15 protein-coding genes are annotated in these 13,840 nt (G+C 44.7%); 8 read left to right on the top strand and 7 right to left on the bottom strand.

What is annotated here, in order from left to right; all coding sequences use genetic code 11:
• Nucleotides 1–58 precede the first annotated feature (58 nt).
• The 6 genes from Q0852_RS12260 (at nucleotide 59) to Q0852_RS12235 (ending at nucleotide 3,959) form a co-directional block, all read left to right on the top strand.
• A complete protein-coding gene (locus tag Q0852_RS12260) occupies nucleotides 59–460 on the top strand; it encodes a DUF2170 family protein (protein WP_299018315.1) in 402 nt (133 codons plus the stop codon).
• Nucleotides 457–1,143 (top strand): PspA/IM30 family protein, encoded by a 687-nt coding sequence (locus Q0852_RS12255; RefSeq protein ID WP_299018314.1) that lies wholly within the window; start codon nucleotides 457–459, stop codon nucleotides 1,141–1,143. The genes Q0852_RS12260 and Q0852_RS12255 overlap by 4 nt, the downstream gene beginning before the upstream one ends.
• A gap of 61 nt (nucleotides 1,144–1,204) precedes the next feature.
• Entirely contained in the window at nucleotides 1,205–2,227 is a 1,023-nt protein-coding gene (locus Q0852_RS12250; protein WP_299018313.1) for a potassium channel family protein, read from the top strand.
• A gap of 26 nt (nucleotides 2,228–2,253) precedes the next feature.
• Nucleotides 2,254–2,886 (top strand): YjfK family protein, encoded by a 633-nt coding sequence (locus Q0852_RS12245; RefSeq protein WP_299018312.1) that lies wholly within the window; start codon nucleotides 2,254–2,256, stop codon nucleotides 2,884–2,886.
• Between the two features lie 30 nt (nucleotides 2,887–2,916).
• Nucleotides 2,917–3,333 carry a DUF350 domain-containing protein gene (locus Q0852_RS12240; RefSeq protein ID WP_299018311.1) on the top strand — a complete coding sequence of 139 codons (417 nt, stop codon included), beginning with the start codon at nucleotides 2,917–2,919 and terminating at the stop codon, nucleotides 3,331–3,333.
• An 11-nt stretch (nucleotides 3,334–3,344) separates the two neighbouring features.
• Nucleotides 3,345–3,959, top strand: a complete 615-nt coding sequence (locus tag Q0852_RS12235) for a DUF1190 family protein (protein ID WP_299018310.1) — start codon at nucleotides 3,345–3,347, stop codon at nucleotides 3,957–3,959.
• A gap of 61 nt (nucleotides 3,960–4,020) precedes the next feature.
• Here the strand turns inward: Q0852_RS12235 and Q0852_RS12230 are convergent, their stop codons facing one another.
• The 5 genes from Q0852_RS12230 to Q0852_RS12210 all read right to left on the bottom strand — a co-directional run bounded on the left by Q0852_RS12230 (nucleotide 4,021) and on the right by Q0852_RS12210 (nucleotide 8,669).
• Nucleotides 4,021–5,313 carry a cytochrome c peroxidase gene (locus Q0852_RS12230; RefSeq protein ID WP_299018309.1) on the bottom strand — a complete coding sequence of 431 codons (1,293 nt, stop codon included), beginning with the start codon at nucleotides 5,311–5,313 and terminating at the stop codon, nucleotides 4,021–4,023.
• Between the two features lie 224 nt (nucleotides 5,314–5,537).
• Nucleotides 5,538–5,834, bottom strand: coding sequence for a hypothetical protein (locus tag Q0852_RS12225; RefSeq protein ID WP_299018308.1), 297 nt, complete (start codon nucleotides 5,832–5,834; stop codon nucleotides 5,538–5,540).
• 156 nt (nucleotides 5,835–5,990) lie between these two features.
• Nucleotides 5,991–6,590, bottom strand: coding sequence for a short chain dehydrogenase (locus tag Q0852_RS12220; protein WP_299018307.1), 600 nt, complete (start codon nucleotides 6,588–6,590; stop codon nucleotides 5,991–5,993).
• Nucleotides 6,591–6,782: 192 nt separating this feature from the next.
• Nucleotides 6,783–7,253: an arsenate reductase ArsC gene (locus Q0852_RS12215; protein WP_299018306.1), complete on the bottom strand. Its 471-nt coding sequence runs from the start codon at nucleotides 7,251–7,253 to the stop codon at nucleotides 6,783–6,785.
• A 237-nt stretch (nucleotides 7,254–7,490) separates the two neighbouring features.
• Nucleotides 7,491–8,669 (bottom strand): MBL fold metallo-hydrolase, encoded by a 1,179-nt coding sequence (locus Q0852_RS12210; RefSeq protein WP_299018305.1) that lies wholly within the window; start codon nucleotides 8,667–8,669, stop codon nucleotides 7,491–7,493.
• A 110-nt stretch (nucleotides 8,670–8,779) separates the two neighbouring features.
• Here Q0852_RS12210 and Q0852_RS12205 point away from each other — a divergent pair, with 110 nt between their 5' ends.
• Together Q0852_RS12205 and Q0852_RS12200 are read left to right on the top strand one after the other, a co-directional pair.
• Entirely contained in the window at nucleotides 8,780–9,391 is a 612-nt protein-coding gene (locus Q0852_RS12205) for a TetR/AcrR family transcriptional regulator (RefSeq protein ID WP_299018304.1), read from the top strand.
• Nucleotides 9,392–10,196: 805 nt separating this feature from the next.
• The gene (locus tag Q0852_RS12200) at nucleotides 10,197–10,709 is read left to right on the top strand and encodes a TetR/AcrR family transcriptional regulator (RefSeq protein ID WP_299018303.1); all 513 of its coding nucleotides are present in this window, start codon (nucleotides 10,197–10,199) and stop codon (nucleotides 10,707–10,709) included.
• A 924-nt stretch (nucleotides 10,710–11,633) separates the two neighbouring features.
• On the opposite strand, the gene Q0852_RS12195 is transcribed toward Q0852_RS12200, so the two are convergent.
• Together Q0852_RS12195 and Q0852_RS12190 are read right to left on the bottom strand one after the other, a co-directional pair.
• Nucleotides 11,634–12,758, bottom strand: coding sequence for an ABC transporter ATP-binding protein (locus Q0852_RS12195; protein WP_299018302.1), 1,125 nt, complete (start codon nucleotides 12,756–12,758; stop codon nucleotides 11,634–11,636).
• A gap of 46 nt (nucleotides 12,759–12,804) precedes the next feature.
• The gene (locus Q0852_RS12190) at nucleotides 12,805–13,818 is read right to left on the bottom strand and encodes a UDP-3-O-(3-hydroxymyristoyl)glucosamine N-acyltransferase (RefSeq protein ID WP_299018301.1); all 1,014 of its coding nucleotides are present in this window, start codon (nucleotides 13,816–13,818) and stop codon (nucleotides 12,805–12,807) included.
• Nucleotides 13,819–13,840 lie beyond the last annotated feature (22 nt).

Here is a 13,840-nt window from a genome sequence, read left to right as displayed (position 1 = left end):
CCCATAATATAAGGATATTTTTTCATAAGCCCTCTCACTAAATCATGAAGGTATGACTATGACGTGGCAATTAAATGATCTGCTTCCGGTTCTGTCCGCACACGCTGGCTGGCAGGTCACACAACAGGAGCAAACTCTTGTTATCCGCAACGAAGACAACATCGAAGCGTATCTGGCGGTAGCCGGTGAGCAAATCCTGGTTGAGGTTCTGCTGTTTCCTCATCAGCAGGTTAGCGATACCGTGGCGCTGAATGATCTGATCCTGCGAACCCACAAAATGTTCCCGCTTTCAACCATTGGCATTAACGAAATTAGCGGTGAAAGCTATTACGTGGCTTTCGGTTCGCTATCTTCACAGTCAAAAGAAGAAAGCATTCTTATTGAGGTTGCGACTCTGTTCCGCAATGTTGAAGCCTTTATCGATCTATACCAGGAATACCTAACGGAGAACGCATCATGAGTGTCTGGAAAAAACTATTTACCGCAATCAAAGGCGGTGCCAACGAAGCTGCTGAAAACATCGCGGATAACCAGGCACTGCGTATCCTTGATCAAGAGATCAGAGAAGCAAAACAAGAGCTTCGCCGCTCTGATGAAGCCTTAGTCGGAATTGTTGCCAAGCGTAAACTATCGCAGCAAAAGGTCGATGCATTCAATAACGGTATTGATGAATATGAAGGCCATGCCCGTACAGCAATGGAAAAAAGTCAGCAGGAGCTAGCACTGGAATGTGCACAAAAGGTTGCCAACCTGCGTAATGAACAAGAAGCCGAACAAGTCTATCTTGATCAGTTCATAAAATCAGAACAAAGCATGCGTACAAACATCGCGCAGGCCAAAGACAAACTGCGTCAACTTGAACAGCAAGTCGATGTCGTTAAGGCAAACGAAGCGGTGCAAAAAGCACAATCCGCTGTATCGGCAACCAATGTCGGTGCAAACGCCAAAATGCATACTGCTGTTGAGTCTCTGGAACGGATTAAACAGCGCCAGGCTGAAAAATCTGCCCAACTAGATGCCGCAGCAGAAATGGCCGAAGAGCAATCTGGCAGCAGCCTGGATAAAAAATTGGCCGAAGCAGGAATCACAGCTCCCGGCAAATCATCCGCTGAAGATGAACTGGCACGAATTCTAGGCAAATAAGGCTATCGCCTTGATTTTTGCTTTATCGATAACGACAAGCAGGTAAGTAACGGAGGTAACAATGGCACTATGGCTCTTCTTCCAACGATGGGCTATCAGGAATTTCAGTCAATTAAATGGCAGGAACCTCCTGCTTACCTTGCTTGGATATGCCGCGATCAGCTGGTTATTACTGGCGTTCGCCGGTGAAAATGAGCTAACCGGCTCCTTCACTAATTTCATCTATTACCTATTTGTCACCGCCTCTACCGTTGGCTATGGTGATATGTCACCGACGACCGCCATGGGCAAATGGGTGGTCTCCCTGTTTGTGATCCCCGGTGGCCTTGGGCTGTTTGCCATGGCTATCGGACGCATCGCCAGCCTCTTTATTCGATATTGGAAAAGCGGCCTGATGGGAAAACGGAGTCTCAAAGTGAACAACCATATTTTAGTACTGGGCTGGAACGAGCAACGTACCTTGCACCTGATCAAAATGTTGCAACACGAGGAAAAAGGTCGGCGCCCGATCGTCTTATGTGTCCGTCCAGAAATTGAAAACCCGCTGCCGGGTGAAGTTGAATTTGTCCGAGTGGCCAGCTTCACCGACCAGGAAGGGATGGTCAGAGCCGGGATAGACAGTGCCAGCTGTATCCTTATCGACAACCCCGAGGATGATATTACCCTTTCAGCTGCTTTGTTCTGTACCAGCAAAAACCCCAAAGCGCACCTGCTGGCCTACTTCAAGGATGAAGCGCTGAGCCAGCTGCTGAAACAGCACTGTCCGAATGCCGAGTGTATCCCTTCAGTAGCCGTTGAAATGCTGGCTAAAGCGGCCGTCGACCCAGGTTCGAGCGAACTCCACCATGAATTGCTCAGCACCACCGAGGGCATGACCCAATATTCCGTACGCTACCCGGCGAATTCCCCGAGTACGACAATTGAAGCCTTGTTTGCGACTTTCAAGCAAGACTATGAAGCAACCCTGATAGCCATTGATACCGGTGATGGTGTCGAACTAAATCCTTCCCTACAACGTGAAGTGCCACCAGGTTGCAAACTCTTTTATATCTCCGACGAGCGAGTTAATAATTTTCGCTGGTAAGACGTGATAGCTGTTCAGGAGCCACTATGTTTGATTGGTTTAAAAAAAAGAAATCTACCCCGGAGCTTCCCAAAAGCCCGGAAATTCTGGGCTTACGCCTTGGAGGGGCATTTGAACTCGATGATTTGAAACTGCGCCTTATTGAGCCGGATCTTGTCATTGAAGGGGCGGCGCGTACCCAGCTCATCAAGGCTGTCGGTGAAGTTTGCCTAGATGAGCAAACCCGCCTGCTTCGCTATTACACCGATGATGACGGCTTTATCCAGGTACTGACTCATGGCCCGAATGAAGCCGATGTAAGCGAAGTAAAACTCTATTACTTTTATGACAGCAAACCCATTGATTCCGACAGCCAGTGGCAGCACTTGCTGGATAACCAAATCGTTCAGGATTCATGGGAGCTAGAAGGCCAACACTTTGAAAAAGTTTGGGAAAATACACGTCCAGTCGCTATGACAGAGAAAACCTGGCTGGAAAACGGTACCATTAGCGAAACCGATCAGTTTGTGATGATCTACGAGCGAAATATCGGCAATGATGTTTATGAATCGCTGATGGTTGCAGGGGAAGAGAAAATAATCAACAACCAAGCTGAGCACTGCCTTGCCACCAGCACAGGCATTAACCTGTCCCCGACTGATTTCAAACTGATTGGCTAAATTAACTTTCAATATCTTTAAGGAAACCACATGGAAGTTTTTGCAAACTCTCTTGCTGGCCTAGGTGCTTTTTTGCTTTATTTTGCACTTTCTTTGGCCTTTTTATTACTGTTCAAAATTATTTATGTACGCTTCACCCCGCATGATGAATGGAAGCTAGTCAAGGACCAACAGAATACAGCGGCGGCAATTGGCCTTTCCGGTTCAATTCTGGGCTACTGCCTGGCAATTGCTGGCGCGGCAAGTAACTCTGTCAACCTAATCGATTTTGCACTCTGGGGCGTTATTGCACTCATAGCTCAGCTTATCGCTTTCTATATCGTCCGCTTCGGGTTTATGCCGAAAATTGTCGAGCGTATTGAAGCCGGAGAAATTCCCGCAGGTATTCTTATGGCTGCAACATCGGTATCTGTCGGCCTGCTAAATGCCGCTTGCATGACATACTAGGAGCAACCGCCATGAAACGAAGCAAGAAGGTTGTTCTGGCGAGTATGCGCAAAGACTGGCGTACCTTCTCGGTAAAACCGTTCTCGGTCGCCTTTGCCGGTGCATTCCTGACAGGGTGTAGCGATAACACCAATGAAGGGACAATTTATCAAACCCTGCCTGACTGTATCGACGATAACCCCAATTACAGTCAGGAGTGCCGCGCCGCTTACCAGTTTGCGCTGGACGAAGCAGAAAGAACAGCTCCTAAATACCGTAGTGAATACGACTGTACTGCCGAATTCGGTAACAACACCTGTGTTCGCACCTCAAACAACTGGTTTATGCCCGCGATGGCTGGCTTTATGTTCGGGCGGCTAATGGATAATAACCGCGGTTATTATTCCCAGCCAATGTTCCGTTCATATTACCCGGGCAGTATTTTCTACGATCGCTGGACCTCGGCTGATGGTTACGACTACGGCAGCAGCCGATATAAGAAAACCAAAGTACGGGTCAGCAGTGATCAGCTTAAGCCAAAACCAACCATCAGCCGCACGATCTCCCGCGGAGGATTCGGTTCAACAGTCTCGGCCAAGTCCAGCTGGAGTAAATCATCCAGTGGCAGCAAAAGCTGGGGTGGATAAAACCAACGTACAAGAAGCCAGCATTTGCTGGCTTCTTTACTCTTTCATTCCGTCTTTAACACTATTCTTCGACATCCGTTGTTTCCGATACAACCTCAGGAAAAGGGTCGGCAAAAATCGGATTAGTCAAAAATGCCTCATCAGTCAGGGTTTCCAAAAAAGCCACCAACGCTTCTTTTTCTTCCTGAGATAAATTAAACCTCACTGGCGGCCCATTAGGATCTCGATTCCGTCTCAAATCAGGGCTCAAATTAGGATGAGGCTGTACTCCACTGTTATAAAATTCAACCACATCCATTAATGTCGCCAAACGGCCATCGTGCATATACGGTGCCCCCACTGCGATATTGCGCAAAGATGGCGACTTAAAGAACCCACCGCCGGCACCTTGATCGTCACTGGTATCCGCATCCAGGCCATTCACATGTGAGCGATCCATTGTATGGGCTGATGTCTGGTGACACGCAATACAGTCCAGGGAATCCTCCCGCCCCCCAAAACCAGAAAATAATTTATGACCTAACATCTCTTGCTCTGTAAACACCGCGGCAAAGTCCGGCTCATCCCACTCTCCCGCCATAAAGGCCTGATCAAATTTTGACTGGTAAGAAACCATCGTTCGAATAAACTGGGCCAGAGCCAGTGAAATACGCTGGCTTGTTATCGCTTCATCACCAAACACCTGTTCAAACATTGCCGCGTAAAAGCTGGTAGCGGCTAACTTCACTTCCAAATCAAACAGATTCATCCCCATTTCAACCGGGTCCTGAATCGGCATCAGCACTTGCTCTTCCAGTGTCTTTGCCCGCTCATCCCAGAAAAAGCTTTTTGGCCGGTAATACGTCGCGTTACTTAAGCCCATTGAATGGCGACCTGTTGCCCCACCATCAAAACCAACACTAAACTTAGCTGGGTCGGTAAATCCATGCTTCTGAATATGGCATGACGCACACGCTTTGGTGTTATTTGCCGATAACCGCACATCATAGAAAAGTATCCGCCCAAGGTTTGCCCCCGTATTCGTCACAGGATTAGAAAAAGGCGTATTATCCTGTAAACGAACATTACCGAAAGGAGACGTTATCTCTGTGTAGTATCGAGGCTGGGCAGTTAAATACGCCTCATAGTCATGAGTAGTACTCAATTCAGGCAAAGGTAGCCCATCTATATCCACCTTGGGCTCCGGATCCTCAATTGGCGGTGGTTCAACCGGTGGTTCTACACTACCACCATCAACACTTCCGCCAGTAACAGCATTCGAATCTTCTCCAAAGCTTTCATCATCGGATCTATCTCTGCAAGCCGCCACAGATGTCAACGTTACAGCCAACAACAAGCAAACAGAAGTATTCATAATAAACACTCCATACCCAGCCAAATAAAATACGTTGTCTTATACAGGCAGATCAGCCAGCACTTTGTACTGTAAACAATAGCAATGAACTAAGGATCTCAGTTCTGACATATGAGAGGAAAAAACTGATGCTAGGAGAAATTTATCATGTGATTAATTGTTATTGCTCCGTCGCTAGCATTATTTTGTCAAACGATAACAATGAGCAAGGTGATGCCTAAAGATTAAACCTTAATGTTAAGCAAACTGCCTGTCATCTCATCAGCCCGACGAATGACATTTGCCCCAGCCTGGTTGTAGCTTTTGGCCTGAAGTAAATCAGTACTTGCTTTTGAAATCACTTCATCGGGTGAAGATACGCCAGATACAGGAACGGAGGAAGACAAAGTGGTAGTGGTGCTTTGCTCCGCCGGCCGAGACGGTGAAAGTGTTGACTGCTGGATCTCCTTTGCGCCTGTTGTCGCCATATTTTGCGCTTGATGAAGCATATTGACGCCAGAGTGAAACGCTGAGATAGTCATAACCATATACCGAATAACAGAAAAGAAACGCAAGCATAATGAGTCATCCCCACTTCACTGTCAAACCATCAGCCAATCCTGTACCCATAAAAAATAACGCCCAATCAACAAGGATTAGGCAAAACAAAAATGTCTAAACAAATAGCGAGTGTTCAATCAGATATAGTCGGTGATATCCAATGTCTGACCATGCATATCGCCTGTTACCGCCACCTCATAGGCAATTGCGGTATCAGCGGCCGACACACCACCTTCTGTATCGATTCCCATCATAGCCATAGTTTCCTTTACGAAAACTGGTGCTACGACATTTAATCTTAGTTGATGAAGCTCTAAAGCGGCAGCGCGGACAAAACTTTCCAGCGCACCATTCACCATACTGACTGATGCACTTCCCGGTATAGGCTTACGCGCCAGTACGCCGGAAGTCAGAGTGATTGAACCCCCCAGCTTGATATAATCGGCGCCATAACGAACCAGATTGACTTGCCCCATCAGTTTATTGCTCAACCCTAGCTGATAATCGTCATCACTCAGTGCGTGTAAAGGCGCAAAATTAGCCAGACCGGCAGTCGAGATTACCGCATCGACTTTTCCGACCAATTCAAACATGGCTTTTATTGAATCTGCATCGGCCAAATCAACCTGCACATTCCCTTCGGTATAACCTGCTGCAATGATTTCATGTTCAGTACCAAGACGCGCCGCAACAGCTTTACCGATTGTCCCTGTCGCCCCTATAAGTAATATTTTCATTCCAGCTCCTCATTATCAATGTCTGTTCAAGCTGTTATTAGCTTAGACCGCCTCACCGTCATCAAACATAAAGAAAACTGTCACTATAAAATCAACGAACGGTAACTTATACGAGGTGAATTCAAACTAGGATTTACTACGTAATCTCATTTCTTCCCTCAAAATTGGTATTACTTTTATTGCATGACATATCTATATGCCATGCAATTTTTCAAGCGCCTCGATGATTTGATCGTGGCTCATATTTTCAAAATAGTAACCGCTTAATTTGTCTATCCGACGTTTCAGCGACGCTGACGCCTGATGGCATTGCTCATCGAACTCCTCTTGACTAGCGCTGATTTCTAACGGGTTATTGATATCCCAAGCAACCCGGATCCCATCAGCCAGCCAGTTCGGGCAGGCTTCACCATGTTGCTGGTCACAAACCGAAATCACAATATCCGGATGAAAGCTCGCCAGCTCTTCCCAGGATTTACTGTAAAAATCCGCAGGATCCAGCCCCATAGCTCCAATGTAGTTTTTAATATATGGATGCAGATCCCCAAGCGGTTCGCTTCCGGCACTGGCCACCTCAAACCGCTCAGGTAAAAAACGCCTGGCAATCGCTTCTGCAAGAATGCTACGGCAAGTATTATGCCGACAGATAAACAAGATTTTCACGCTGTTCCTCCCAGTCTCCTATACCCAAATAAGCTCACTCAGACTCCTATATATAAAGATCAGTTGGGTATACAACTCTTTCATTTTAGAAGGCAGTGATTAAGTTGTTAGTGACAATTTTCTTTCAAACTCAATTTCAGGACAAATTGAGTGAAGGGATTCTGACAATGAGAAATCAAGAGTTATTCTGCCAATACTTATGATAAGAACGATGAGGAGCACTTCAGCCCCTCACTATTATTCGCTTTGATATGCAGGCTCTGCCTTGGCTAACGCCGAAAAGTCCAGCCAATCAAAATCACTTTGCCACCAGTACGTAGTTCGAAGTGACTGTGAAATATCAACCGATTCACCTATCAGTGGTGTAACCAACTCAGCGTAATTAATTTCCGCTTCGGCAACCAAGTCATTAACCGGTTCATCCCAGCGATGAAGAAACAATTCGTAAGTAGACCAGTGCACCGGAAAGAGCTTTTCTGCCCGGACATCCAGGTGGGCCAACATCGTATGAGAAGCTTGCATATGTCCCCACCCCTCTACCGGATACCCCTTGTCATTTTTCACATTAGCGGCGACTTCAATAAAAGAAAGGTCAAACGGGCCCAAGCGCTCACCGATCTGCTTGAAGTGCTCACCGTATGCGGAGTCACCGCTGAAAAAGACACTTCCAGCATCCGCCTGGATCGCCCACGACGACCACAAGGTAGTGTTGGAATCAAACAGGCTACGACCCGAATTGTGGTTCGCTGGGGCTGCCGTTATCGTCACCGAATTGATTTTTTGGCTTTCCCACCAGTCAAACTCTTCAATATTGACCGGTTTCACTCCCCACTTTTCAAGATGACGACCAACGCCTAATGGCACAAAGAACTTCACATTCTTGCTGGCATAAAAACGAGCCGTACTTTCTTCAAGATGATCATAATGATCATGCGAAATGAGGATAACATCCGGCAACGGCAACTCTTCCCTGCTCACCGGCGCATCGACATTACGCTGGAACCAGTTGGCAAAAGGAGCAGGCGCGGCATAATCAAAAACCGGATCAATCAACATCCGGGTTTCATCTGCTTCAATAAACAGAGATGAATGCCCTAGCCAGGTAACCCTCAGCGACTTACTCGGCTCAGCTAGCAATTCAGTATCAACAGGCTGATACTGGAGCCGATGCTGTGGTTTGTACTGTCCACGATTGATGAAGAATTTCCACATCATCGATAACATTCCTTCTCCCATGTCTACTTTCGGCAAATTCGACACAACCTTGCCATCAACAAACTGTGGTGACTGAGCAATGCGTTCCAGGTGAACGTCCTCACTGTGCACATAATCGCCATCCACGTTATTATTTCCACACAAAGCAAGACCCAACACACTGGCCACTGCCAGTAAGGATGCTTTTCGAGTTGTGTTCATTTTTTTGACTAGCCTCAAAAGTAAACGGTGGTGTATACTTTTGATGATATCTTGAATTCACCAAAAGTAAACACGATCGTTTACTTTTAAATTCATCATTGGAACGAAAAATGGTTAAAGTCGCTGAAATTAAACAAGAAAATATCATTCTTGCTGCTATAGAAATTTTTAAAGACAAGGGATTGGAACAAGCGAGTATGGAAGCCATTTCGAAAAAAGCTGAAGTCTCGAAACGGACCCTTTACAAATACTACCCAACCAAAGAAAGCTTATTCAGCGTGATTATTGAGCGCATGCTTTCTTGTGTGCAGACATTTAGCGCTATCCCTCTTGAGCCAGAAAAATCAATCAAAGCTCAGCTCACAGCAATAGCCCAAAGGGAAGCCCAACTATTATGTTGTCCAAATTTTGTCTCCCTGGCGCGAATGGTGCTATCGGAATGTATGCGCTCGGGCGATTCAGCCACCATCATGCTGGAAAAAGTGCAGCAGCTGGAGGGCGGTCAGGGCCTGACCAAGTGGATTGAAGCCGGTATCAAAGCCGGAAAATTGGATGTCGCTGAACCGAAAATTGCCTCCGAACAATTTATCGGAGCCCTGAAATCAACACTCTTCTGGCCGCAGGTGCTTGTGCATGTTCCAACAGCCAGTCAGCAAGATCAGGATCTCGCTATCGAAATGGCTGTAGCGCAATTTTTGAGTGCTTATCTGAAAGAGAATTAACGGCGAAAGTAATTGCCAAACACGCGACAAGATTTGCTTTTAGCCAGTTCAAAAAAGCCCCCAGAATGGGGCTTTCAATACTCAGATGGCATCTATATCGCTTTCGCAAAACACCTGACGAGAAAAAGCTCCCTACGATATACCAACAACGCCATCAGAACCAGCATACTCAAAGAAAACCAAATCCATGTTGTTGTATCTACCAACTCAGGCTAGGATTCTGTCAACATTGATGCCACCAGCCCCATCACCCACCTCATAAACAGCTGCAGGCTGCTTAACAGCACGGTAGGAACCCCTTTAGCCAACTATTCTTTCACTAACCGACCTTACCTAACAAGTACCAGTTCATGTGAGTCACTGGTACTTGTTTATAAAATCAACGATTAGGTTTTTTACTCTAAACCTCTCCAATACACTTTCCCTTGCATTCCTTCGGGAAGTTAGTACCGCACTAACGCAAAGCTAGCGTCCATTTTTGGTACAAAAGGCCTCTTTAAACCAACCATCGCTAACCAACCATTGAAGAGGCCTTCTTCTCCAAGCAGGAGTAAGTATCAGTTTTATAAATAGCGACTAAATAACAGCCCATACAGGTGACACCGTAACAATGAACCAGTATACCTCTTTAGGATTATTAACTAACTTCTTGTATCGAACATTATTCATAATATACCTAAATATAAAGGCCGGATAATCAGACAGTATATATGCGTAGGTCTAATAAAAAGATAAAGCCACTGGATCGATTGATAAATACTGTTATTATGGCGTTTACCCTATAAGAACTCACCCAATAATTACAATGCCAAGAGTAAGCCAAGCTGTCGCAGCTGAAACCAGACGAAAAATTATTAACGTCTCATTCGAAATTGCTATGAATGAAGGCTTTGAAAAACTAACATTTGGCACTATTGCCAAAAAGGTAGGAATAACCCGTTCGGGTATCAATGCGCACTTTAAACTCAAGGCAGATTTGATTACTGAACTAAAACCTATGTTCATAGAAATCATCAAGCGCCCGCTGATATTCACCTCGTCTGATGCCTTTTTTACTTCATGGGTCTATGCTATTCATCACGAAGCTGAATTCATCAAAGCCCTCAAACATGCTGGCCCCATCATCTCGCCATCTCAAGAAGCGAAAGGCCTTTTTGATCAAATAGTTGGTGATGAAACCGACATTGACCGCTGTATTTATATGAGCATAGGTTACGCTGTTGTCCACCTATCCCAAGAAGAACTGACCCAAACCGAACAAGCTCAGAAAGCCCCAACTAAAGACCTTTGTATTGAAGAAATTACAGAGGTTGCATAACCTACTTAACCAACTACAGCAGCTAAAAAAATAACATGAGAGTTTTCTAATAATATACCTCCTATATTAGAAACCTCTTATGCTACGACACTTATAAAATTTAAATTCCACCACAAAAAATAATTACATATGCCTTAACTCATAATTAAATCATGAATATTAATGATGTTGAATTTGGCGTTTTAAAAGACCAGCATACAAAAAATACATATAATTTAACTACAATACATTCGATTTTTGTCATTCCAAAGATAGGCGCCGCTTCCAGATTTAAATTAAAACAATCATAAACATATATTATAAATACTGAATATAAAAATAATAAGAGACATCTTTAAAACTTAATTAAATTAGTCATAAAGACAACATACCTTTACTCAGCCCATCACCAAAACGCATTACCAACTTAGACTAGATAATCATCCATTTAAATAATAACTTTAATATCAATGTGTTACGCACAGCTCTTTTTATACAAAAAGATGCAACTGTCATCTTTTTGTCATAAAACATCTGTATAATTTTTTGTGCTTTTTACAATCAAGAAAAACTCATAAAATAGGATGTTTTATATCCTAAAAGCAATATCAAAAATTACTCACACCTAACTTGCAAAAAATCATTGTTGCATAATAATTGATAAGTAATACCGTCTTTAAGATATAAAAGCTTGCTGTCTAATGTGCAAAGTTATACGGCTTCTTTAAGCCTCCCCGATTCCAGCGTAAATAGAAATCCATGATAAAAACGCTTATCGCTTCATAAACATTTACTTTTCAATTAGATAGTATCACTAAAAAAACCGAGCATCCTGCTCGGCTGGTATAGAATAGAGGAATAGATAACTGATATCTAACCAAGAACGCATCATCCTTTGCGTGATAGAGACGTACCCAATAAAACGTAAACTAGTAACCCATAACACTAAGCCAGTGTCAGGTTCTCTCCTGTTGCAATATCAAAAATGTGGCTAAATTCAGTATCAAAGACAAACTGCTTCTCGGTGTTAATCGCCGATAAGGACAAAAGCGGATCATTGATTCTGCAGATCATCTCGTGTTCTGCCACGTTAAAGTACACATATTTCTCGTTACCCATATTCTCAATAACTGAGATCTTCGCTGTAAGGGCATTCGCAATTCCCTCACCATCCTGCAAAGAAATATGCTCTGGTCGCAAACCAAAGCATACTTTCTGATCAACATAGTGTTCCAGCTTCTCGGTAAAACAACTCGGTAACGCAATCAGCTTGCCGCTATCAAGCTCTACATAACAGCTCTCACCCTGCTTACGCAGATAAACCTCAACCAAGTTCATTGCAGGTGAACCAATAAACCCGGCAACGAAACGGTTACGAGGATAGTTGTATAGATTTACCGGCGTATCGACCTGCATGATTTGACCGCTGTTTAAGACGCAAATACGATCACCCAAGGTCAGTGCTTCCGTCTGATCATGAGTTACATAAATCATGGTTGCCGGATTACCTTCCTCTTTCAGCTGTTGATGAAGCTGAGCAATCTTCACACGCATGGAAACACGTAATTTGGCATCCAGGTTTGATAACGGTTCATCAAACAAGAAAACATCAGGCTTGCGTACAATGGCACGGCCAACCGCAACACGTTGACGCTGACCACCGGACATTTCCTTCGGTTTGCGATCGAGCAGATCTGTGATCTCCAGCTTTTCTGCCGCTTCACGCACCCGTTGTTCTATCTCATCTTTCGGGCGTTTTTGCATTTTCAAGCCAAACGCCATATTGTCGAAAACCGTCTTATGCGGATAGAGCGCATAATTCTGAAATACCATCGCAATACCGCGCTCTTTGGGCGGTAAATTATTAACCACTTGATTACCGATACGGATCTCGCCACCGGAAATAGATTCCAGCCCGGCAATCATTCTCAACGTCGTTGATTTGGCACAACCGGATGGCCCCACGAACACCATGAACTCCCCTTCATGGATATCAAGGTCGATGCCATGTACGGCTTTAAAGCCGTTTTCATATTGTTTTGTTACTTGGCTAAGCTTCACATTTGCCATGTATGACTCCGAAAATTTTTCACTAATCCAGAATGACACCAGATGGTCAGATTAATTTCCTTAACCATCTTCTTAATAAACCTGGTGACTCTGGTTCCACAGTAGATGCCGACAGCTTTGGCTGGGGCTGCCGAGAAAGCTTGTTCAAAGCTGCTACTGTGCTTAAAAATTGAGATGACTCTCGTGCAGGGTAACCACAAAGCTGGCTATTGGGCTTGCAGGATTTCGTCACGCCAGCCTGACCTTTGATCACAGTCCCTTTTCCAATCCGCAGGCCACCGGCCAGGCCGGCCTGACCATGAACAATGACGTGATCTTCCAGTACCGTCCACCCGGCAATACCGACTTGAGAGACAATCAAGCAGTGCTGACCTATTTGTACGTCGTGGCCTATCTGGATCTGGTTATCCATTTTTGTACCCCGACCGATAACTGTTGAACCGAATGTGCCGCGATCAATCGTATTATTCGCACCAATCTCGACATCATCTTCAATAATGACCCGTCCTACACTCTCCAACCGGATGTATTCACCTTGCTCACATAAATACTCAAAGCTGTAATTACCTATCGAACAGTTCGCATCAATGGTGACATTATTGCCAATCACCGTGCCTTCTTTGATAACGGTATTAGCGTGAATCACCACGTTATCGCCAATAGTGACACCATTCATGATCTTTACGCCCGGCATGAAATAACAGTCTTTACCGATAGAAGCATGATTACCGATATGAACGTCGCTGCGATCTGAGGTATTAGTTTGATCTTCCAGCCCGTATCGCTTCACTTTATAAAAACGAAGCAGCTGATTAAGACGGTTAGGATCAATTTTATCAATCACGATAAGTGTTTTACCCGAAATTGATTCAATAACAGACGGCCCAATAATCACCTCGGCCTTGGTTGTTTCCAACGCAGCCAGATCTTTCTTCTGATGAAGAATAGCTAAACCGCCCTCGGAATCATCACGAATATCGACAATATCTGTGATCTCTAAGTCTTCACGGCCAATCAGTTGACCACCCAGCAATTGGGCAACTTCAGATGCAGTAATCATGTTCTATTCCTAATTAAATTAT

This window comes from uncultured Photobacterium sp., from assembly GCF_947502415.1.
Taxonomy (GTDB): Bacteria; Pseudomonadota; Gammaproteobacteria; order Enterobacterales; family Vibrionaceae; genus Photobacterium.
Note: the sequence above shows the minus strand (reverse complement) of the source record. Positions and strands in the feature narration are given on the sequence as shown.

Coding starts and splice junctions, on each gene's coding strand:
- Q0852_RS12260 (WP_299018315.1), top strand. CDS start 59: ATGACGTGGCAATTAAATGATCTGCTTCCGGTTCTGTCCGCACACGCT.
- Q0852_RS12255 (WP_299018314.1), top strand. CDS start 457: ATGAGTGTCTGGAAAAAACTATTTACCGCAATCAAAGGCGGTGCCAAC.
- Q0852_RS12250 (WP_299018313.1), top strand. CDS start 1,205: ATGGCACTATGGCTCTTCTTCCAACGATGGGCTATCAGGAATTTCAGT.
- Q0852_RS12245 (WP_299018312.1), top strand. CDS start 2,254: ATGTTTGATTGGTTTAAAAAAAAGAAATCTACCCCGGAGCTTCCCAAA.
- Q0852_RS12240 (WP_299018311.1), top strand. CDS start 2,917: ATGGAAGTTTTTGCAAACTCTCTTGCTGGCCTAGGTGCTTTTTTGCTT.
- Q0852_RS12235 (WP_299018310.1), top strand. CDS start 3,345: ATGAAACGAAGCAAGAAGGTTGTTCTGGCGAGTATGCGCAAAGACTGG.
- Q0852_RS12230 (WP_299018309.1), bottom strand. CDS start 5,313: ATGAATACTTCTGTTTGCTTGTTGTTGGCTGTAACGTTGACATCTGTG.
- Q0852_RS12225 (WP_299018308.1), bottom strand. CDS start 5,834: ATGACTATCTCAGCGTTTCACTCTGGCGTCAATATGCTTCATCAAGCG.
- Q0852_RS12220 (WP_299018307.1), bottom strand. CDS start 6,590: ATGAAAATATTACTTATAGGGGCGACAGGGACAATCGGTAAAGCTGTT.
- Q0852_RS12210 (WP_299018305.1), bottom strand. CDS start 8,669: ATGAACACAACTCGAAAAGCATCCTTACTGGCAGTGGCCAGTGTGTTG.
- Q0852_RS12205 (WP_299018304.1), top strand. CDS start 8,780: ATGGTTAAAGTCGCTGAAATTAAACAAGAAAATATCATTCTTGCTGCT.
- Q0852_RS12200 (WP_299018303.1), top strand. CDS start 10,197: ATGCCAAGAGTAAGCCAAGCTGTCGCAGCTGAAACCAGACGAAAAATT.
- Q0852_RS12195 (WP_299018302.1), bottom strand. CDS start 12,758: ATGGCAAATGTGAAGCTTAGCCAAGTAACAAAACAATATGAAAACGGC.
- Q0852_RS12190 (WP_299018301.1), bottom strand. CDS start 13,818: ATGATTACTGCATCTGAAGTTGCCCAATTGCTGGGTGGTCAACTGATT.